The sequence below is a fragment of the Pseudomonas sp. Pme6b genome (genome assembly GCF_058129925.1).
The window spans coordinates 4,226,318-4,247,571 of record NZ_CM176704.1 but is presented as its reverse complement, the minus strand read 5'-3'; the positions used below and the strand labels follow the sequence as shown (position 1 = coordinate 4,247,571).

General features: G+C 59.2%; 17 protein-coding genes and 3 pseudogenes. 15 read left to right on the top strand and 5 right to left on the bottom strand.

What is annotated here, in order from left to right:
- Positions 1–71: 71 nt before the first annotated feature.
- From rluB to arfB, 3 genes are all read left to right on the top strand, one after another.
- On the top strand, positions 72–1,298 hold the full coding sequence (gene rluB / locus AC4ANE_RS19220; RefSeq protein ID WP_002554452.1) for a 23S rRNA pseudouridine(2605) synthase RluB: 1,227 nt from the start codon (positions 72–74) through the stop codon (positions 1,296–1,298).
- 271 nt (positions 1,299–1,569) lie between these two features.
- The gene (locus tag AC4ANE_RS19215; protein WP_002554451.1) at positions 1,570–2,979 is read left to right on the top strand and encodes an amino acid permease; all 1,410 of its coding nucleotides are present in this window, start codon (positions 1,570–1,572) and stop codon (positions 2,977–2,979) included.
- A gap of 31 nt (positions 2,980–3,010) precedes the next feature.
- Positions 3,011–3,424 carry an alternative ribosome rescue aminoacyl-tRNA hydrolase ArfB gene (arfB, locus tag AC4ANE_RS19210; protein WP_002554450.1) on the top strand — a complete coding sequence of 138 codons (414 nt, stop codon included), beginning with the start codon at positions 3,011–3,013 and terminating at the stop codon, positions 3,422–3,424.
- A gap of 145 nt (positions 3,425–3,569) precedes the next feature.
- Here the strand turns inward: arfB and AC4ANE_RS19205 are convergent, their stop codons facing one another.
- From AC4ANE_RS19205 to phhA, 4 genes are all read right to left on the bottom strand, one after another.
- On the bottom strand, positions 3,570–4,769 hold the full coding sequence (locus AC4ANE_RS19205) for an MFS transporter (RefSeq protein WP_002554449.1): 1,200 nt from the start codon (positions 4,767–4,769) through the stop codon (positions 3,570–3,572).
- 138 nt (positions 4,770–4,907) lie between these two features.
- Complete coding sequence (locus tag AC4ANE_RS19200; protein ID WP_002554448.1) at positions 4,908–5,087, bottom strand: hypothetical protein; 180 nt, start codon at positions 5,085–5,087, stop codon at positions 4,908–4,910.
- A 464-nt stretch (positions 5,088–5,551) separates the two neighbouring features.
- The gene (locus AC4ANE_RS19195) at positions 5,552–5,908 is read right to left on the bottom strand and encodes a 4a-hydroxytetrahydrobiopterin dehydratase (protein ID WP_031595694.1); all 357 of its coding nucleotides are present in this window, start codon (positions 5,906–5,908) and stop codon (positions 5,552–5,554) included.
- A 35-nt stretch (positions 5,909–5,943) separates the two neighbouring features.
- A complete protein-coding gene (gene phhA, locus AC4ANE_RS19190) occupies positions 5,944–6,741 on the bottom strand; it encodes a phenylalanine 4-monooxygenase (RefSeq protein ID WP_031595692.1) in 798 nt (265 codons plus the stop codon).
- Between the two features lie 267 nt (positions 6,742–7,008).
- On the opposite strand from phhA, the pseudogene AC4ANE_RS19185 reads away from it, so the two are divergent.
- Positions 7,009–8,538, top strand: a pseudogene (locus AC4ANE_RS19185) (sigma-54-dependent transcriptional regulator); the annotation flags it as partial.
- Between the two features lie 148 nt (positions 8,539–8,686).
- Here AC4ANE_RS19185 and AC4ANE_RS19180 read toward each other — a convergent pair.
- Entirely contained in the window at positions 8,687–8,953 is a 267-nt protein-coding gene (locus tag AC4ANE_RS19180; RefSeq protein WP_002554445.1) for a DUF2790 domain-containing protein, read from the bottom strand.
- Between the two features lie 318 nt (positions 8,954–9,271).
- Between AC4ANE_RS19180 and acs the strand changes: the two genes are divergently transcribed.
- From acs to AC4ANE_RS19125, 11 genes and pseudogenes are all read left to right on the top strand, one after another.
- On the top strand, positions 9,272–11,227 hold the full coding sequence (gene acs / locus AC4ANE_RS19175; RefSeq protein WP_002554444.1) for an acetate--CoA ligase: 1,956 nt from the start codon (positions 9,272–9,274) through the stop codon (positions 11,225–11,227).
- A gap of 529 nt (positions 11,228–11,756) precedes the next feature.
- Positions 11,757–12,533 carry an ABC transporter substrate-binding protein gene (locus tag AC4ANE_RS19170; protein ID WP_002554443.1) on the top strand — a complete coding sequence of 259 codons (777 nt, stop codon included), beginning with the start codon at positions 11,757–11,759 and terminating at the stop codon, positions 12,531–12,533.
- 100 nt (positions 12,534–12,633) lie between these two features.
- A pseudogene (locus AC4ANE_RS19165) lies at positions 12,634–13,296 on the top strand (ABC transporter permease); the annotation flags it as partial.
- A complete protein-coding gene (locus AC4ANE_RS19160) occupies positions 13,293–13,991 on the top strand; it encodes an ABC transporter permease (protein ID WP_002554441.1) in 699 nt (232 codons plus the stop codon). The pseudogene AC4ANE_RS19165 and the gene AC4ANE_RS19160, both read left to right, overlap by 4 nt.
- A gap of 1 nt (position 13,992) precedes the next feature.
- The gene (locus AC4ANE_RS19155) at positions 13,993–15,105 is read left to right on the top strand and encodes a succinylglutamate desuccinylase/aspartoacylase family protein (protein ID WP_002554440.1); all 1,113 of its coding nucleotides are present in this window, start codon (positions 13,993–13,995) and stop codon (positions 15,103–15,105) included.
- Positions 15,106–15,127: 22 nt separating this feature from the next.
- On the top strand, positions 15,128–15,892 hold the full coding sequence (locus AC4ANE_RS19150; RefSeq protein ID WP_002554439.1) for an ABC transporter ATP-binding protein: 765 nt from the start codon (positions 15,128–15,130) through the stop codon (positions 15,890–15,892).
- A gap of 135 nt (positions 15,893–16,027) precedes the next feature.
- Entirely contained in the window at positions 16,028–17,020 is a 993-nt protein-coding gene (gene argR / locus AC4ANE_RS19145) for a transcriptional regulator ArgR (RefSeq protein WP_002554438.1), read from the top strand.
- A 236-nt stretch (positions 17,021–17,256) separates the two neighbouring features.
- Positions 17,257–18,474, top strand: a complete 1,218-nt coding sequence (locus AC4ANE_RS19140; RefSeq protein WP_002554437.1) for an aspartate aminotransferase family protein — start codon at positions 17,257–17,259, stop codon at positions 18,472–18,474.
- A 132-nt stretch (positions 18,475–18,606) separates the two neighbouring features.
- Positions 18,607–19,638, top strand: coding sequence for an arginine/ornithine succinyltransferase subunit alpha (gene aruF / locus AC4ANE_RS19135; RefSeq protein WP_002554436.1), 1,032 nt, complete (start codon positions 18,607–18,609; stop codon positions 19,636–19,638).
- Positions 19,639–19,701: 63 nt separating this feature from the next.
- Complete coding sequence (astA, locus tag AC4ANE_RS19130) at positions 19,702–20,727, top strand: arginine N-succinyltransferase (protein WP_002554435.1); 1,026 nt, start codon at positions 19,702–19,704, stop codon at positions 20,725–20,727.
- A pseudogene (locus tag AC4ANE_RS19125) lies at positions 20,724–21,182 on the top strand (aldehyde dehydrogenase family protein); the annotation flags it as partial. The gene astA and the pseudogene AC4ANE_RS19125, both read left to right, overlap by 4 nt.
- Between the last annotated feature and the right edge of the window lie 72 nt (positions 21,183–21,254).

The window sequence follows — 21,254 nt, the reverse complement described above, 5'->3', positions numbered from 1 at the left end:
CCACAGCGTGCCGGGCACAGGTCTTGCCGGTTCTCGGCCAGCCCTGATTCGACACACCGGGAGGTGCCCAGATGAGTGAAAAAGACAAGCAGGACAGCCAGGAAATCGGACCCGCAGGCGAAAAGCTGCAGAAGGTTCTGGCGCGCATTGGCGTGGGTTCACGCCGTGACGTAGAAGCCTGGATTACCCAAGGCCGCATCAAGGTCAATGGCAAGGACGCGACCCTCGGTCAACGCGTCGACCTGCATGACGCCATCAGTGTCGATGGTCGCGTCATCAAGCGCGAAGAAGCAGCCGAAACGGTTCGCCGCGTGATCATGTACAACAAGCCCGATGGCGAAATCTGCACCCGTGACGACCCTGAAGGTCGTCCGACCGTGTTCGATCGTCTGCCGCGCCCGAAAGAGGGTCGCTGGATCAACATCGGCCGTCTCGACATCAACACCACCGGTCTGCTGATGTTCACCACTGACGGTGAACTCGCCAACCGTCTGATGCACCCGTCGTTTGAAATGGACCGCGAATACGCGGTTCGTGTGCGTGGCGAAGTCGATGACGACATGCTGCTGCGCCTCAAGAATGGTGTGATTCTTAAAGACGGTCCGGCACGTTTCACCGACATCCAGCAGGCACCAGGCGGCGAAGGTTTCAACCACTGGTATCACTGCGTGGTAATGGAAGGTCGTAACCGTGAAGTGCGCCGTCTCTGGGAATCCCAGGGGCTGGTGGTCAGCCGTCTGAAGCGCGTGCGTTACGGGCCGGTGTTCCTCAACTCCGACCTGCCGATGGGCCGCTGGCGCGAAATGAGCCAGTACGAAGTCGACATTCTGGCTGCCGAAGTCGGTCTGCAACCTGTGGCCCAGCCGCAGATGAATGCCAAGACCAAAGACAAGATGGAACGTCTGCAGCGTCAATCGTCGCGCCCTCTGGGCAAAGGCGAGCGCGTTCGCACCTTGCGTCCGGCTGCTGGCGCTCCGGCGACTGGCGACCGCGCACCGCGTCAGCCGCAAATTACCGGCAGCGAACGTGATCGTCCGCGTGGCGGCGACTCCACGCAGCGTCCTTCGCCGCGCAAGGACTCGGGCAAGCCCGGTTCTCGTGCACCGCGTCCGGCAGACAACAGCCGTGGCACACCGGTCGCCGAGCGTCCGAGCGAGATGAATAAGCGCCCGGCCAAGCCTGGGCCAAAGCGTGTCGGCATCAAGCTGGTCAACGACGATGCGCCGTCAGGCAAGCGTCGCGGTCCACCGGCAGGTTCAGGTCAGCGTCCAGGCTTCGGTCGTCGCAAGCCTGAGTGATCCTGTGGTGTGAATGAATGGCATCGCCAGCCCCAAGGGCTGGCGTTGTCGTTTTTGGCGATGTGAAAAACCTTGTCATACAGCCCCGCTGCATTCATTTCCCTGTTTCAAACCTCAACCTGGATGCAGGTGTACAATGCCGCGCTTTTTTCTGTGAATCATTGCTGCTCAATACTTCGGATCACCCGTCCGGGGTGCTGCAATTCTGTTGCGTCACAAGCGCGGCAGTTCCTTTTCGGTCACAGAACAAGAACAATCAGGTAGCTATCGAATGAGTGAAACAACTGCATCCTCGGGTGAATTGAAGCGCGGTCTGAAGAATCGGCACATTCAGCTGATTGCTCTGGGCGGCGCTATCGGCACTGGCTTGTTTCTCGGCTCGGCGGGCGTGCTGAAATCAGCCGGGCCGTCGATGATTCTCGGTTATGCCATCTGCGGCTTCATCGCCTTCATGATCATGCGCCAGCTTGGCGAGATGATCGTCGAAGAACCCGTCGCCGGGTCGTTCAGCCATTTTGCCCACAATTATTGGGGCGGTTTCGCCGGGTTCCTGTCCGGCTGGAATTGCTGGCTGCTGTACATCCTGGTCGGTATGTCGGAGCTGACTGCTGTCGGCAAGTACATTCATTACTGGCTGCCGGACATCCCGAGCTGGGTTTCAGCGGCTGCGTTCTTCATTCTCATCAATGCCATCAACCTGACCAACGTCAAGGTGTTCGGCGAGACCGAGTTCTGGTTCGCGATCATCAAGGTGGTGGCGATTATCGGCATGATCGCGCTGGGCAGTTACATGCTGGTCAGTGGCAGTTGCGGCCCGCAGGCGTCGGTCAGCAACCTCTGGGAACACGGCGGATTCTTTCCCAATGGTGTCGGCGGGCTGGTCATGGCGCTGGCAATCATCATGTTCTCGTTTGGCGGCCTGGAAATGCTCGGCTTCACCGCTGCCGAGGCCGAACAGCCGAAGACCGTGATCCCCAAGGCGATCAATCAGGTCATCTACCGCATTCTGATTTTCTACATCGGCGCACTGGTGGTGCTGTTGTCGCTGACACCCTGGGACAGCCTGCTGGCCAGCCTCAATGCCTCGGGTGACTCCTATAGCGGCAGCCCGTTCGTGCAGGTGTTCTCGATGCTGGGTAGCGATGCGGCGGCGCATATCCTGAACTTCGTGGTACTGACTGCAGCGCTGTCGGTCTATAACAGCGGCACTTATTGCAACAGCCGCATGTTGGTAGGCATGGCCGAGCAGGGCGATGCGCCCAGGGCGCTGGCGCAGGTCGACAGGCGCGGGGTGCCGGTCAAGGCTATCTTTGCGTCTGCCGCGGTGACCGTGGTGGCGGTTCTGCTCAATTACTTCGTGCCGCAGCAGGCGCTGGAGCTGTTGATGTCGCTGGTAGTGGCCACCCTGGTCATCAACTGGGCGATGATCAGCTATTCGCATCTGAAATTCCGCCAGCACATGAACCGTACCGGCCAAGTGCCGCTGTTCAAGGCGCTGTGGTATCCCTACGGTAACTACGTGTGTCTGGCGTTTGTGCTGTTTATCCTCGGCATCATGCTGATGATTCCCGGCATCCAGATATCGGTTTACGCGATACCGGTCTGGCTGGCGGTCATGTGGGTGTGTTATCGAGCCAAGAACAGGCGTAGCGTTGTCATGAATGCCGAGACTGGTAAATAACCGTGCCTGGAGCAGAAAAGAAGATGCCCCGATGCTGGTGATTTCCAACAATGTCCATCTGCCGGACGCCGAGATCGAGTTGACGGCCATTTGCGCCCAGGGCGCGGGCGGTCAGAACGTCAACAAGGTCTCCAGCGCCGTGCATTTGCGTTTCGACATCAACGCCTCGTCGCTGCCGCCGTTCTACAAGGAGCGGCTGCTGGCGTTGAGTGACAGCCGCATCACCAGAGATGGCGTGATCGTGCTCAAGGCCCAGCAATACCGCACTCAGGAACAGAACCGCGCCGACGCGTTATTGCGCTTGAGCGAGTTGATCGTCAACGCCGCCAAAGTCGAAAAGAAACGCCGCCCGACACGGCCGACCCTGGGTTCCAAGACCCGCCGCCTGGAGTCCAAGAGCAAACGCGGCTCGATCAAGGCCGGACGCGGGAAAGTGGATTTCTGAGTACGGCTGGCCCTTCAAGATCGGACGCAGAGCGTCCAGAACGGCGTTACCACGCGGGAGCGTGGGAACGATCAGCCCGAATATCGTGCGTCGCTCCGCGTCGCATGCCGTTCTGGAGCGCGGGAGCGATGACCGGAACAGATCATCACTGGCGTACCACCTGCGTCTGCTTGTACAGATAGACGCTCAACGCCAGCCCGGTAAGTGACGCCAGCGCCGCGAACAGGAAGATCGAGACAAAGCCGAAGCCTGCGGCAATCGCGCCTGCCAGTGGGCCGGTGATGCCCAGGGACAGGTCGATGAACAGCGAATAAGCGCCGACCGCAGCGCCCCGGCTGGAGGCAGGGACGAGATTGACGGCTTCCACGCCCAGTGCGGGAAACACCAGCGAGAACCCGAAACCGGTCAACGCCGCGCCAGCCAGTGCCAGCTCCGGAGTGGGGGCCATCCACAGCAGCAACAACCCCAGGCTTTCCACTGACAGGCAGACAATCGCTACCCGAAAGCCGCCCAGACGATTGATCAGGTTGCCGAACAGCAGGCGCGCCGCGATGAAGCTGCCACCGAACAGGGTCAGACACAGCGCCGCATTCGGCCAGTGGTTGCTCGCGTAATACAGGGTGATAAAGGTGGCGATGGTGCCGAAGCCGATGCCGCCCAGCGCCAGGCCCATGCCGTGTGGAAACACTCGCCCCAGTACGTGCATGAAGGGCAGCCGTTCACCTGGCACAATCGGTGCGGCCTGCTTGTGCCAGGTCAGGTACAGGCCCAGTGCGCAGAGCAGCATGATGCTGACACCTACTGTCCACAACCCGAGTGAGTCAACCATCCAGACACCCAGCGGTGCGCCGATGGCCAGAGCGCCGTAGCTGGCGATACCGTTCCAGGAGATCACTTTGGCAGTGTTCTGCGCGCCGACCCGGCCGATGCCCCAGCCAATCGAGCCCGAACCTACCAGACTTTCCGCGCTGCCGAGAATCACCCGGCCAATCAGCAGAATCACCAGGCTCGCCATCGGCCAGCTGTCCAGCCAGACCGGCACCAGCATGAACACACCGCTCAGTCCGCAGCCGGTCAGGCCGATCTGCACGGCTTTCTTGCTGCCCAGATTGTCGATGATACGGCTCGCCCATGGTCGACTGATCAATGTCGCCAGGTACTGCACGCTGATCACCAGGCCTGCGATAACCGCGCCGAAGCCTAAATCGCTGTGGACGTAGCCTGGCAGTACGGCAAGCGGAATACCGATATTCAGGTAGCCGATAAACGTGAACATCACAATGGAAATGACGGTCTGGGTAACAGCCATAGAGGTTTGCGGCGTGGTTTGCTGTGTCTCGGGCATGGGGCAGGCTTTCATTCTGTGCGGGTATGGCGTTCGAGCGGGCAGGGAAAAACCCTTAGCAAGCTCTCGAAGTGCTTATCATACCGACGCATCGCGTCATGCAGGTGCAACGAAGTGAAATAAACGGCGAATGGAGGATTATTTGTTTGCCGGGGCTACAAGCTGTGTGGTCACGAGGGCGGCCAAGGCGTTTTCCTGAGTACCGAAACGGGCGAGCAGGGCGCTCTGTTTTTCCGGGCTGAGGCGTGACCAGATTTCGATCATTTTCTCGGCGGTGCCAATCAGGGCATTGGCTTGCGTTTCAGTGAAGTCGCTCATAAAAATCTGCTGTTTGCCTGTTACTGGTTTTCCAGGCGTATTGAAAATCGGCAGAACCGTTTTTCGATACGCCTGAAAACAATCGCCTTCAGTCTTTGCTTCCGGCTTTCTGGCTGTCTTGAGCCGAGGGTGCTGCTTTCATTGCGACAGGTTGACCAAGCTCCTGTTGAGCCAGGGTCGACTGTTGTGGTTCCTGTTGGCCTGGTGGGAAGTTAGGGATTTCATGCATCGTCGTCGCTCCTCGCAAGGGGTTGCAGATAGAACCGTGCTTTAAAAAAGCCTGCGCAGGATACCCCACTGAAAATGACAATCAGGATATTTTTTTATCCTCATTGGCTTGTCAGCGAAACAAAATCGCATTTTCACTGTCCGGGCCTATGCCTTGCGAGTCGCTGCACGCTTTGGTTTTACTGCGTTATGGCTGCATCAGGGCGCAATAACCCTCGTAGACCTTCTCGCAAAAATTATTTGCGGCCCTCGGCGCCACGGGCCACTTCATCGGTGCGTGCGGCCATGATGAAGTCGTTGCGGTGCAGGCCTTTGATCGAGTGGCTCCACCAGGTCACCGTCACTTTGCCCCATTCGGTCAGCAGGCCTGGATGGTGGCCTTCAGCCTCGGCAATCTCGCCGACCGCGTTAGTGAACGCCAAAGCGAATTTGAAGTTCCTGAACAGGAACACTTTTTCCAGCTGCATGACGCCGTCGCGCACTTCAATGTTCCAGTCGGGGATCTGTTTGAGCAGTTCCGGCAGCTCGGCTTCGCTGACTTGTGGGGCGTCTGCTCGGCAGGCTTCGCAATGGGCTTGATTCAAGGTACTCATAAACAGGGTTTCCTTTTCAGATACCTGGCCGCGTTTCAGGCCGCGTGGCTTTTGGTTTTAGGTGGGAATTTCGGGGCGTGCAAGCCCAACTGCATGCCCTGTTCTACCAGCGCCATGATGTCTTCCTGCGCCAGGTCGAACAGGCGCTTGAGGCTTGGCAGAACAAAATACAGCGGTTGCAGAATGTCGATGCGGTACGGCGTGCGCATCGCTTCAAGCGGGTCGAATAGCTGGTGTTCGGGAGCCGGCGACAGGCTGTACACCGCTTCCTTGGGCGAAGAAAGAATACCGCCGCCGTAGATTTTGCGCCCCTGTGGTGTATCGACCAGACCAAATTCGATGGTCATCCAGTACAGCCGGGCCAGGTACACGCGTTGTTCCTTGCTCGCGCTCAGGCCGAGTTTGCCGTAGGTATGGGTAAATTCGGCAAACCACGGATTGGTCAGCAGTGGGCAGTGACCAAAGATTTCATGAAAGATATCCGGCTCCTGAAGATAATCCAGTTCTTCCTCGGTGCGAATAAAGGTCGCCACCGGGAAGCGCTTGCTGGCCAGCAGTTCAAAGAACGTCTGGAACGGGATCAGCGCTGGCACTCGCTCAACCTGCCAGCCGGTGGTTGCACCCAGCACCTTATTTATTTCACCCAGCTGCGGAATGCGCTCATGGGGCAGGCCCAGTTGCTCGATACCGTCCAGATACTCCTGGCAGGCCCGACCTTGAATGATCGTCATCTGCCGGGTAATCAGAGTGTTCCATACCGAATGTTCGGCTGCTGTGTAATCAATGAAGCCCGAAGCGTCCGGCTCGCGTGCCACGTAAAGCGTCTGGGCCATGCTGATGTCCTCGAAAGGCTGCTCTTGTAAACGTATTTTTGTAAAAGCCTGCCTGCAGGAATAACCCGCTTTCGACGATGGGTCTGCCTGCGAAAGCCGTCGCGCTCCCATCTTGTCGCCCAAATTCGTAACGAAAACTTTACTTATGGTTCCCGTGGACCATGAATTCAGCAGATTTCTCTCTCGCGAAGCGTGCCTCTGTAACGTATTGTTGACGGAAAACTTTGCCACTCTCTAAAAACCCACGTTCACAGGGGCGACCGAATCATGCGCATCAAGGTGCATTGCCAGAACCGGATCGGCATTCTTCGCGACATTCTCGATCTGTTGGTGGCCTACGGCGTCAACGTGGCGCGTGGTGAAGTGGGGGGCGAGCATGGCGACGCTATCTATCTGCATTGCCCGAACCTGATCAATCTGCAGTTTCAGGCCCTGCGCCCGAAGTTTGAGGCGATCACCGGTGTATTCGGCGTCAAGCGCGTTGGGCTGATGCCCAGCGAGCGTCGGCACATGGAGCTTAACGCCTTGCTCGGCGCGCTGGAGTTCCCTGTGCTGTCCATCGACATGGCCGGTGCAATCGTCGCAGCCAATCGTGCCGCCGCGCAGTTGTTGGGCGTGCGGGTGGATGAAGTGCCGGGGATGCCGTTGTCGCGCTATGCCGAGGATTTCGACCTGTCTGAGCTGGTGCGGGCCAGCCAGTCGCGGATCAATGGTCTGCGGGTCAAGGTGCGCGGCGATGTGTTTCTCGCCGACATCGCCCCGTTGCAATCGGAGCACGATGACAGCGAAGCCATGGCCGGGGCTGTATTGACCCTGCACCGCGCTGATCGGGTTGGTGAGCGCATCTACCATGTGCGCAAACAGGAGTTACGCGGCTTTGACAGCATCTTTCAGAGTTCGAAGGTCATGGCTGCGGTGGTCCGCGAGGCGCGGCGCATGGCACCACTCGATGCGCCGCTGCTGATCGAGGGCGAAACCGGCACCGGCAAGGAATTGCTGGCCCGTGCCTGCCACCTTGCCAGCCCGCGTGGCCAGTCACCGCTGATGGCGCTCAACTGTGCCGGGCTGTCGGAGTCCATGGCCGAGATTGAGCTGTTCGGCTACGACCCCGGTGCGTTCGAGGGCGCGCGAGCGGAAGGCCGGCTCGGGTTGCTGGAGCTGACAGCAGGCGGCACGCTGTTCCTTGATGGTGTGGGTGAGCTGAGTGCGCGAATGCAGGCCAAGCTGCTGCGTTTCATTCAGGACGGCAGCTTTCGCCGGGTCGGCAGCGACGAGGACATGTTTCTCGATGTGCGTGTGATGTGTTCGACCCAGGTCGACCTGTCGGAGCTATGCGCCCAAGGGGTCTTCAGGCAGGACCTTTATCATCGCCTCAATGTGCTGTCGCTGCACATACCGCCGTTGCGCGATTGTCTGGACGGTCTTGAGCCGCTGGTGGAGCACTTTCTGGATCACGCCAGCCGCCAGATCGGCTGCCCGTTACCAGGCATTGCGCCGGCTGCCATCAAGCGCCTGAGTCAGTACCACTGGCCCGGAAATGTAAGGCAATTGGAAAATGTATTGTTTCAGGCTGTATCGCTGTGTGACGGCAGCAAGGTGCAGGCCGAGCATATTCGTTTGCCGGATTACGGTGTGCGGCCAGGGCTGAGCGACGTGTCTCTGGAAGGGGGGCTGGACGCTATTATCGGGCGTTTCGAAAAATCGGTGCTGGAACATTTATATGCGCAATATCCCAGCAGTCGCCAATTGGGCAAACGCCTGGGGGTGTCACATACAACCATTGCCAACAAGTTGCGTGGCTATGAGTTGAGTTGGGGCGTGAGTCAGGCCGGCACGCAGCCGATCAACAATCCGCTGATTGACCGCCCGGCAATCAACGCTCGTGTATACGCCCCGCAATCAATATCTGCGAGGCGTCGAGCACGGGTCGCAACAGCGAAAAGCATCAACCGTTACTGCAGCCGTTGCCCATCACCTGGTAGCTCATGGTGTGCCTTGCGCCTTGCGAGTCTTCATAGACCATGCGCGCCGGGACCACTTCGCAGACATTGGGGATCTGGCTGATGGAAATAACCCGGGCGATATCCAGATGAGTGCCATACGTGTATTGCTCGACACGGGCTTGCTGGGCAGCAACTTTGGTCTGCGATTCTTCGGCCATGGCGAAGCTGCTGACACCGCACAGTGCCAATGTCACTAATAAAGCTTTCATTGTGTTTTACCTTTTTGAAAGTGAGCGCGTCCGCATCACGTTTTTAGCGTCATGTACGAACTCTGTTTGATATCAAGAAGCGGGCTGCGTGGGGGCAGCTGATAGTTGCCGTATTGGCGAGATGAATTCTAGGCCTGTTGCATGGCGACATATATAAAGACTTTGGATAAGCGCTTTCATCAAAACGGTAATAATCCGGGGGGGGGGGGGCGCTTGACGCTCCGGTCCCGCCGGTAATACCAACGTCGAATGGCCCCACCGGGTGGGGCGGGATACAACGGGTGCATAAAACAACAACTATCCACCGAGGTAACCAAGATGAGTGCAGCTTCCCTGTACCCCGTCCGCCCAGAAGTCGCAGCGACTACGCTGACGGATGAAGCGACCTACAAGGCCATGTACCAGCAGTCGGTGGTCAACCCTGATGGTTTCTGGCGTGAACAGGCTCAGCGCCTCGACTGGATCAAACCTTTCAGTGTGGTCAAGCAAACCTCGTTCGACGACCATCGGGTCGATATCAAATGGTTCGCCGACGGTACGCTGAACGTTGCCTATAACTGCCTGGATCGCCATCTGGCAGAGCGCGGCGACACGATTGCGATCATCTGGGAAGGCGATGACCCTTCCGAGCACCGTGAAATCACCTACCGCGAGCTACACGCCGAAGTCTGCAAGTTTGCCAACGCACTGCGCGGGCAGGACGTGCACCGTGGTGACGTCGTCACTATCTACATGCCGATGATCCCCGAGGCTGTGGTCGCCATGCTGGCGTGCGCCCGGATCGGTGCGATTCACTCGGTGGTATTCGGCGGTTTCTCGCCGGAAGCACTGGCTGGCCGGATCATCGATTGCAGTTCCAAGGTGGTCATTACTGCGGATGAAGGCCTGCGCGGTGGCAAGAAGACTGCGCTCAAGGCGAATGTCGACCGTGCACTGACCAATCCGGAAACCAGCAGCGTGCAGAAGGTCATCGTCTGCAAACGTACCGGTGGCGAAATCGAGTGGAACCGTCATCGTGACATCTGGTACCACTCGCTTCTGGAAGTGGCCTCCAGCACCTGCGCGCCAAAAGAGATGGGGGCCGAAGAGTCGCTGTTCATCCTCTACACCTCGGGCTCGACCGGCAAACCCAAGGGTGTGTTGCACACCACTGCGGGTTATCTGCTTTACGCGGCGCTGACCCATGAGCGTGTGTTCGACTACAAGCCGGGCGAAATCTACTGGTGCACCGCGGACGTCGGCTGGGTCACCGGGCACAGCTACATTGTCTATGGCCCCTTGGCCAATGGTGCAACCACGCTGCTGTTTGAAGGTGTGCCGAACTACCCGGACATCACGCGTGTGTCGAAAATCATCGACAAGCACAAGGTCAATATCCTCTACACCGCGCCTACCGCGATCCGCGCCATGATGGCCGAGGGCACCAAGTCCGTTGAAGGTGCCGACGGGTCCAGTCTGCGTCTGTTGGGTTCGGTGGGCGAGCCGATCAACCCGGAAGCCTGGGGCTGGTACTACAACACCGTTGGCAAACAGAACTGCCCTATTGTCGATACCTGGTGGCAGACCGAAACCGGTGGCATTCTGATCAGCCCGCTGCCAGGCGCAACAGCGCTGAAACCGGGCTCGGCAACACGTCCGTTCTTCGGCGTGATTCCGGCGCTGGTGGACAACCTGGGCAACCTCATCGAGGGCGCGGCCGAAGGCAATCTGGTGATTCTCGATTCCTGGCCGGGTCAGTCACGCTCGCTGTATGGCGACCACGACCGTTTCGTCGACACCTACTTCAAGACCTTCCGTGGCATGTACTTCACCGGTGACGGTGCCCGTCGCGATGAGGACGGCTACTACTGGATCACCGGGCGCGTAGATGATGTGCTCAACGTTTCCGGCCATCGCATGGGCACCGCAGAGATTGAAAGCGCGATGGTTGCGCACCCGAAAGTCGCCGAAGCCGCAGTGGTCGGTGTGCCACATGACTTGAAAGGGCAGGGCATCTACGTCTACGTCACCCTCAACGGTGGCGAAGAACCGAGCGACGCGCTGCGCACTGAGTTGCGCAACTGGGTGCGCAAGGAGATCGGCCCGATTGCTTCGCCTGATTTCATCCAGTGGGCACCTGGATTGCCGAAGACCCGTTCGGGGAAGATCATGCGCCGTATCCTGCGCAAGATTGCCACCGCTGAGTACGATGCGCTGGGTGACATCTCGACGCTGGCCGATCCGGGTGTGGTGCAGCACCTGATTGACACGCACAAGACCATGAACGCTGCCTGACCGCTCATTGACTGAGCGCGCCTCGTCCGGTTAATGCCGGGCGGGGCGCTTTTGTTTGTGCGGCCCGGTATCGGAAACGAGATATATATCGGTTTGTTACGGGTTTACACGGCGTTGTCGGACGGTGCTTCATTGTGGGACGTTCTCTGGCTTTCTTGTAGGAAGCTGCGACGCATCAGGGCGTTTCATCCGCCATATGGAACGCTGGGCTTGCCGGATTAGAAGGGTTTGCCAATAATGGGCGCGCTTTTTGCTGTTATGACAGGTTTGGCTGGCTCTGCTGGATCAGCAGAAATATGCTTCGTCAATAGCTGGTAGTGGGTTTTTCGGTGCATCTGTAACTAGTTGTCGCATTGAAGAAATATCGACTTCGAGCCTGTCGTTAAAATGCCCGTCATTCGCCGAAGGTCCGTGAGCCACCAATGCGGTGTCACGCCCCCGGCGTCGCTCTCCCCCGAGATTGTCCTTTCGCACATTGGGCGCTTGCTCACTTTGCCACTTGTCGTGCTTTACCGATGGAGTCCTGGAAATGAAGAAGCTCATGCTTATTGGCGCGATGGCGTTGTCCGTGCTCGCCCAGCCGATCTTTGCTGATGAAAAACCGCTGAAAATCGGCATCGAAGCGGCTTACCCTCCGTTCGCTTCCAAGGCTCCGGATGGCAGCATCGTCGGTTTTGACTACGACATCGGCAATGCGCTGTGTGAAGAAATGAAGGTCAAGTGCACCTGGGTCGAGCAGGAATTCGACGGCCTTATCCCGGCGCTGAAAGTGCGCAAGATCGACGCGATCCTTTCTTCCATGTCGATCACCGACGACCGCAAGAAGTCTGTGGATTTTACCGGTAAGTACTACAATTCCCCGGCCCGTCTGGTCATGAAAGACGGCACCGTGATCAGCGACAGCCTGGCGGAACTCAAGGGCAAGAAAATCGGCGTGCAGCGCGGTTCGATCCATGAGCGTTTCGCCCGTGAAGTTCTTGCCCCCAAAGGTGTGGAAGTGACGCCGTACGGTTCGCAGAACGAAATCTACCTGGACATCGGTGCGGGTCGTCTGGATGGCACGATTGCCGACGCCACCCTGCTGCAGGACGGTTTCCTGAAGACCGACGCAGGCAAGGGCTATGCGTTCACAGGTCCATCGTTCACCGACCCGAAATACTTCGGTGACGGCATCGGCATCGCCGTGCGCAAGGGTGACAAGGCCAACCTTGAGCGCCTGAATGCCGCCATTGCAGCCATCCGTGCCAACGGCAAGTACAAGGCTATCCAGGACAAATATTTCGACTTCGATATCTACGGCAAGTAAGTCGTCATACCGATCCTGATCAATGGCGCAAACAGAATTGCCTGGCTTGCGCCATTTTTATTCCACGCTTGAGGACCGCACATCATGTTGAAAGGTTACCCTCGAAGGTGCCTGGCTGACGTTGCAGCTGGCCCTGTCGTCGATGGCTCTGGCGATCGTTCTCGGTCTGATCGGCGTGGCGCTTCGTCTGTCGCCGGTACGCTGGATTGCCTGGCTGGGCGATCTGTACAGCACGGTCATTCGCGGCATTCCCGATCTGGTCCTGATATTGCTGATTTTCTACGGCGGTCAGGACCTGCTCAACCGCGTTGCGCCGCTGCTGGATTTTGATGACTACATCGATCTTGACCCCTTGCTGGCCGGGATCTGCACTCTGGGCTTCATTTTTGGTGCCTATCTCTCGGAAACCTTTCGCGGTGCGTTCATGGCCATCCCCAAGGGGCAGGCCGAAGCAGGCATGGCGTATGGCCTGAGCAGCGGCAAGGTGTTCTTCCGCATTCTGGTGCCGCAGATGATTCGTCTGGCCATCCCCGGTTTCACCAATAACTGGCTGGTCTTGACCAAGGCCACTGCACTGATTTCCGTGGTCGGCCTGCAGGACATGATGTTCAAGGCCAAGCAGGCGGCCGATGCCACCCGCGAGCCTTTCACCTTTTTTCTGGCGGTTGCAGCGATGTACCTGGTGATTACCAGTGTTTCGCTGCTCGCTCTGCGTTACCTCGAAAAACGCTACTCGGTAGGCGTCAGGGCGGCTGACCTATGATCTTTGACTACAACGTGATCTGGGACAGCCTGCCGCTGTACTTCGGCGGCTTGCTGACCACCCTGAAACTGCTGGCGATTTCGCTCGCATTCGGGTTGCTCGCGGCGTTGCCGCTGGGCCTGATGCGGGTCTCGAAAAACCCTTGGGTCAATATGCCGGCCTGGCTGTACACCTATGTGATCCGCGGCACGCCGATGCTGGTCCAGCTGTTCCTGATCTATTACGGGCTGGCTCAGTTCGACGCGGTGCGCGAAAGCTTTTTATGGCCTTGGCTGTCCAGTGCTACGTTCTGTGCCTGTCTGGCGTTCACTATCAATACCAGCGCCTATACGGCCGAGATCATTGCCGGCAGCCTCAAGGCCACGCCGGCCGGTGAAATCGAGGCTGCGCGGGCCATGGGCATGTCGAAGGCCAAAATGTATCGGCGCATTCTGCTGCCGTCGGCCTTGCGCCGGGCGCTGCCGCAGTACAGCAACGAGGTCATCATGATGCTGCAGACGACCAGTCTGGCCTCCATCGTGACCCTGATCGACATCACCGGCGCTGCCCGCACGGTCAACGCGCAGTTCTACCTGCCGTTCGAGGCTTACGTTACCGCAGGCGTTTTCTATCTGTGCCTGACATTCATTCTGGTGCGGCTGTTCAAAATTGCCGAACGCCGCTGGCTGGGCTATCTGGCCCCACGGAAGGTCTGAAATGCAAAGAATCGATCATGTATTGCCGTGGAGCACCCTCGGCACCGAACGCACGCTGAGTGTCTTTCGCTTCGGCACTGGCGAGCGAAAAGCCTACATTCAGGCCAGTCTGCACGCAGACGAACTGCCCGGCATGCGCACCGCCTGGGAGTTGAAGAGACGCCTGACCGAGCTGGAACAGCAAGGCGCGCTCAAGGGCGTCGTCGAGCTGGTGCCGGTGGCCAACCCGCTGGGGCTGGGGCAGTTGCTGCAAGGTGCGCATCAGGGGCGTTTCGAGTTCGGCAGCGGCAAGAATTTCAACCGTGACTTCACCGAGCTGAGCGAGCCGGTCGCCGAGTTGCTGGAAGGCCAGTTGGGCGATGACCCGCGCGCCAATACCCAATTGATTCGTCAGGCGATGATGACTGCACTTGAAGGCTTGCCTGCCGCGCAATCGGAGTTGCAAGGCATGCAGCGCATCCTGCTCAAGCATGCCAGCATCGCTGATGTGGTGCTGGATCTGCATTGCGATGCCGATGCCGCGCTGCACATGTATGCCTTGCCACAGCACTGGCCGCAATGGCGCTCGCTGTCGGCGCACCTGAATATTCAGGTGGCACTGCTGGCCGAGGATTCCGGTGGCAGTTCCTTCGATGAAGCCTGTTCGCTGCCGTGGTTGCGTCTGTCACGGACCTTCCCGCAGGCGCAGATCCCGCTGGCGTGTCTGGCGACCACTATCGAGCTGGGTGGTCAGGCCGACACCGGCAAGCCTCAGGCGCAAGCGCACGCCGAAGGCATTCTGGCGTTTCTGGCCGAACAGGGTTTTATCAGCGGTGACTGGCCGCAGCCCGCACATCAAGCCTGTGAAGGTCTGCCATTCGAAGGTACCGAATTGCTCTATGCGCCGCATCCTGGCGTGGTGACATTCCTGCGTGCCGCAGGCGATAAAGTCGAAATCGGCGATGCGCTGTTCGAAGTCATCGACCCGCTGTCCGATCAGGTCAGTACCATTTGTGCGAATACTGCCGGGGTGCTGTTTGCCATCGAGCGGCTTCGTTACGCTCAACCAGGTTTCTGGCTGGCCAAAGTGGCGGGGCGCACCGCGCTGCGTCATGGACGTCTGCTCAGTGATTGACCGTTCTGTGGGAGCCCAAAGCATGAACAAACTGGAAGTGCAGGACCTGCACAAGCGCTATGGCAGTCACGAAGTGATCAAGGGCGTGTCCCTGACCGCCAAAGCTGGCGATGTCATCAGCATCATCGGCTCCAGCGGCTCGGGCAAAAGCACCTTTCTGCGCTGCATCAACCTGCTCGAACAGCCCCATGCCGGCAAGATCCTGCTCAACAACGAAGAGTTGAAGCTGGTGCCGAACAAGGACGGCGGTCTGAAAGCTGCCGACGCCAGACAGTTGCAGCGCATGCGCTCACGTCTGTCGATGGTGTTCCAGCACTTCAACCTGTGGTCGCACATGACGGCGCTGCAGAACATCATCGAAGCGCCGGTTCATGTTCTGGGCGTGTCGAAAAAGGAAGCGCTGGAAAAAGCCGAGCACTACCTGGCCAAGGTCGGCGTGTCCCATCGTAAGGACGCTTATCCAGGACACATGTCCGGTGGCGAGCAGCAGCGTGTGGCCATTGCCCGCGCGCTGGCGATGGAACCTGAAGTGATGCTGTTCGACGAGCCTACCTCGGCGCTCGACCCTGAACTGGTTGGTGATGTGCTCAAGGTCATGCAGGGGCTGGCTCAGGAAGGCCGGACCATGGTGGTGGTGACTCACGAAATGGGCTTTGCCCGGGAAGTCTCCAACCAGCTGGTTTTCCTGCACCAGGGTGTGGTTCTGGAGCGTGGTGACCCGCGCGAGGTACTGGCCAACCCGCAGACCGAGCGTCTGCAGCAGTTCCTGTCCGGCAGCCTCAAGTGACGATCGGCATCGCATGGCGATGCCTTTTTACGGCAGAACAGGGCATGCTGCGCGACGCGCGACATGACCTGGATGTTCCAGATCGAGCCATCTTCTGAGGCTCGGCTTTTGCGGCAATACGTATCGGATGTCCCAATGACTGCCCATCGAATAGGTTTTCTCGTCTGGCCTGGCACCAAAGCCCTGACTCTGGCACTTGCCGAGGAAGCCTTGCGTGTCGCTCAGCGCGTTCATCCTGAAGTGGTCTACGAATTGTCGTTTCTACAGGCCGAGGCAGGGGAGCCGACAGCGGTTGCCGGAGCCTGGCAATTGCCGGGCGAGCCCTGGACCGGGCGACTGGACGGTTTTCAGAAGCTGTTTCTGCTCGCTGATGAGCCTCCGGCAGGCGTGGCTCCGGCGCTGGGCAGCGCGCTCAAGCAACTGGTGCGTGCCGGCTGTTCGATTGGCGGGCTGTCGGCGGGCGTTTACCCGCTCGCGCAACTGGGCCTGCTGGATGGCTATCGCGCTGCCGTGCACTGGCGCTGGCAGGACGACTTCGCCGAGCGCTTCCCCAAGGTCATCGCCACCAGCCATTTGTTCGACTGGGACCGGGATCGTCTGACCGCCTGCGGTGGCATGTCGGTGCTCGACCTGCTGCTGGCGGTGCTGTCTCGCGATCATGGCGCGGAACTGGCCGGGGCGGTTTCCGAAGAACTGGTGGTCGAACGCATTCGCGAAGGCGGCGAGCGTCAGCGCATTCCGTTGCAGAACCGTCTGGGCTCCAGCCATCCAAAGCTGACCCAGGCTGTACTGTTGATGGAAGCCAACATCGAAGAGCCGTTGACCACTGACGAAATCGCCCAGCACGTGTGTGTGTCGCGCCGTCAGCTAGAGCGAATCTTCAAGCAGTACCTCAACCGTGTACCCAGTCAGTATTACCTGGAGCTGCGCCTGAACAAGGCGCGTCAGATGTTGATGCAGACCAGCAAGTCGATCATTCAGATCGGTCTTTCGTGCGGTTTTTCCTCGGGGCCGCACTTCTCCAGCGCCTACCGCAACTTCTTCGGTGCCACGCCGCGTGAAGACCGCAACCAGCGACGCAGCAGCAGCCCGTTCGAACTTTCGCCGGTGCCTGCCGAACGCGGTTGATTGTCTTGTCACGATAGAAGTGCTGCCGCGACAGCTCTGGTCCAGACAGGCCGGCCTCAATCCGTTTAAACTGCGCCTTTGTGACGCAATATGTCGCATTGCCGAAAACCTTGAAAAAACCCGGTTTTGCGCTGTAACAAGTTGTCGCCTGGCGGCAAGGCCGAACACAATTCAGTCCTTACAATCTTCCCATCGCTCGCCAGTTTCAGGCAGGCGTTCCTCATCAGGAGACTCCGATGTCCGTTGAGCATGCTGCGGTGCAACGCGCCGATTTCGACCAGGTAATGGTCCCCAATTACGCCCCGGCCGGGTTCATCCCCGTGCGCGGTGCGGGCTCCCGGGTCTGGGATCAGGCGGGGCGCGAACTGGTGGATTTCTCGGGCGGGATCGCCGTCAACGTATTGGGCCACTGCCATCCGGCGCTGGTCGGTGCCTTGACCGAGCAGGCCAACAACCTCTGGCATGTGTCCAACGTTTTCACCAACGAGCCGACCCTGCGTCTGGCGAAAAAGCTGGTGGATTCGACCTTCGCCGAGCGCGTGTTCTTCTGTAACTCGGGTGCTGAAGCCAACGAAGCCGCCTTCAAGCTGGCGCGTCGTGTGGCGCATGACCAGTACGGCCCGGAAAAATACGAAATCATCGCGGCGCTGAACAGTTTTCATGGCCGTACCCTGTTCACTGTCAGCGTCGGTGGCCAGCCGAAATACTCCGATGGTTTCGGGCCGAAAATCACCGGCATCAGCCACGTGCCGTACAACGACCTTGAAGCGTTGAAAGCGGCTGTTACCGACAAGACCTGCGCCGTGGTGCTGGAGCCGATTCAAGGCGAGGGCGGCGTGTTGCCGGGCCAGCTGGAATACCTGCAAAGCGCGCGCAAGCTGTGTGACGAGCACAACGCGTTGCTGGTATTCGATGAAGTGCAGAGCGGCATGGGCCGTAGCGGTCATCTGTTCGCCTACATGCATTACGGCGTGACCCCGGACATACTTTCCAGCGCTAAAAGCATCGGTGGCGGCTTCCCCCTGGCGGCCATGCTGACCACTGAAAAACTTGCCAAACACTTTGCGGTCGGCGTTCACGGCACCACGTATGGCGGCAACCCGCTGGCCTGCGCGGTCGGTGAAGCGGTGATTGATGTCGTCAATACGCCTGAAGTGCTGGCTGGCGTGCAGCGCAAGCATCAGCAATTCAAGACCCGCCTGGAGAGCATCGGCCAGCAATATGGCGTGTTCACCGAAGTGCGCGGCCTGGGCCTGTTGATCGGCTGCGTGCTGTCCGACGCCTGGAAAGGCAAGGCCAAGGACATTTTCAACGCCGCTGAAGCCCAGGATCTGATGATTCTGCAGGCCGGTCCCGACGTGATCCGTTTCGCGCCGAGCCTGGTGATTGAAGACGCAGACATCGAAGAAGGCCTGAACCGCTTCGAGCGTGCCATCGCCAAGCTGACGTCCTGATTCATCCGCTTTATCCCGGTGTCTGCCTGATCGGCAAACACCGGACATTTTCCTGTGCTGTGCGGCATGATGCCGTGTGGTGCTTTTACCAGTGCCGGCGTAAATGCCGGTCGATCTACAAGGAGTGGCACCATGCTGGTGATGCGCCCTGCGCAAATGGCTGATCTGGCCGAGGTTCAACGCCTCGCTGCCGACAGCCCTATCGGTGTCACGTCCTTGCCCGACGATGCTGGCCGCCTGACCGACAAGATCGGCTCGTCGGAGGCATCATTCGCCGCCGAGGTCAGCTTCAACGGCGAAGAAACCTACTTTTTCGTGCTCGAAGACAGCGAAAGCGGCAAGCTGGTGGGCTGCTCGGGCATTGTTGCTTCGGCGGGCTACTCCGAGCCGTTTTACAGTTTTCGCAACGAAACCTTCGTGCATGCTTCCCGCGAACTGAAGATCCATAACAAGATCCATGTTCTGTCCCAGTGTCACGACCTGACCGGTAACAGCCTGCTGACCAGTTTCTACGTGGTCCCGGAGCTGGTTGGCACTGCTTGGTCGGAGCTCAACTCTCGCGGCCGCCTGCTGTTTGTTGCCAGTCACCCCGAGCGTTTCGCCGATTCGGTGGTCACCGAGATCGTCGGTTACAGCGACGAACAGGGAGATTCGCCATTCTGGGATGCCATCGGGCGCAACTTCTTCGATCTCAACTACGCCGCTGCCGAGCGCCTGTGCGGGCTGAAAAGCCGGACCTTCCTCGCCGAGCTGATGCCGCATTACCCGATCTACGTGCCATTGCTGCCTGACGCTGCGCAGGAGGCCATGGGTCAGGTGCATCCGCGTGCGCAGATCACCTTCGACATCCTGATGCGCGAAGGCTTTGAAACCGACCATTACATCGACATCTTCGACGGTGGCCCGACCCTGCATGCCAAGGTATCCGGAATCCGGTCCATCGCGCAGAGCCGTCTGGTGCCGGTCAAGGTCGAAACCGCGCAAAGCAGCGATGTCGGCACAGGCGGGCGTCTTTATCTGGTTGCCAACGGCCTGTTGCAGGATTACCGCGCGGTGCTCCTGGAACTGGACTGGGCACCTGGCAGACCGGTGGTGCTGAGCCTGCAGGCCGCCGAAGCACTGGGCGTTGGTGAAGGTGCCAGTGTGCGGATCGTCGCGGTCTGAGCCAGACGTTCGATAGCCGATTAGCGAGTTTCAAGGCTCTCGATGAGCCGCTGAGGAGATAACATGATCGTTCGTCCTGTACGCAGCAGTGACCTGCCTGCGCTGATCGAGCTGGCGCGCAGCACCGGTGCCGGTCTGACGACACTGCCCGCCAATGACCAGCGTCTCGCGCACCGGGTAGGCTGGGCTGAAAAGACCTTTCGCGGAGAAGCCGAGCGCGGCGATGCCGACTATCTGTTCGTGCTTGAAGATGACGATGGTCGGGTGGTCGGTATCTCTGCCATCGCCGGGGCGGTCGGCCTGCGCGAGCCCTGGTACAACTATCGGGTCGGCCTCACGGTCAGTGCGTCGCAGGAACTGAACATCTACCGGGAAATCCCGACCCTGTTCCTGGCCAACGACCTGACCGGCAATTCCGAGCTGTGCTCGCTGTTCCTGCACAGCGATTCACGCAATGGCCTCAATGGCCGCCTGCTGTCCAAGGCGCGCATGCTGTTCATCGCCGAATTTCCGAAGCTGTTCGGTAACAAGATCATTGCCGAGATGCGTGGCATGTCCGACGAGAATGGCCGGTCGCCGTTCTGGGAAAGTCTGGGTCGGCATTTCTTCAAGATGGAATTCAGCCAGGCCGATTACCTGACCGGTGTTGGCAACAAGGCATTCATTGCCGAGTTGATGCCCAAGTTTCCGCTGTACAGCTGCTTTCTTTCCGAAGATGCACGCAATGTGATCGGCCGCGTGCATGCCGACACCGAGCCTGCGCTGACCATGCTCAAGGGCGAGGGTTTCTCGTATCAGGGTTACGTCGACATCTTCGATGCTGGGCCTGCCATCGAGTGCGAGACCGGCAAGATTCGCGCAATCAAGGACAGCCAGACGCTGGTACTGGCCATCGGTACGCCAGGTGACGATGCGCCGCAGTTTCTGATTTACAACCGCAAGCGTGAAGACTGCCGCATTACGGTAGGCGCTGCGCGTTTCGCCGCTGGCACGCTGGTGGTTGCGCCACAAACCGCCAAGCGGCTGCGCATGAGTGCAGGCGACAACGTGCGCGCCGTGCCTTTGTCTGCGGCGCGGGAGGGCGTTTGATGAGTACCCTCTACATTGCAGGTGCATGGCAGGCCGGGCAGGGCGAGCTGTTCCATTCGTTGAACCCGGTGAGCCAGCAAACGCTCTGGTCTGGGCAGGCTGCTACGCCAGAACAAGTCGATTACGCAGTGCAGGCTGCGCGTCAGGCATTTCCCGGCTGGGCGCAGCGCTCTCTGGATCAGCGCATTGCTGTGCTGGAGGCCTTTGCTGCCAGCCTCAAGGGCCGCGCCGATGAACTGGCGCATTGCATCGGTGAAGAAACCGGCAAGCCTTTGTGGGAGTCAGCGACCGAAGTAACCAGCATGGTCAACAAGATTGCCATCTCGGTGCAGAGCTATCGCGAACGAACCGGCGAAAAGAGCGGGCCGCTGGGCGACGCCACGGCAGTATTGCGTCATAAGCCACATGGCGTGGTCGCGGTGTTCGGGCCGTACAACTTTCCTGGTCATCTGCCTAAGGATGCTCCGATCAACTTGCCGCGCAGCGGTGGCAAGCCGTAATTTGCCAGGCACATAGCGCTATTTTTC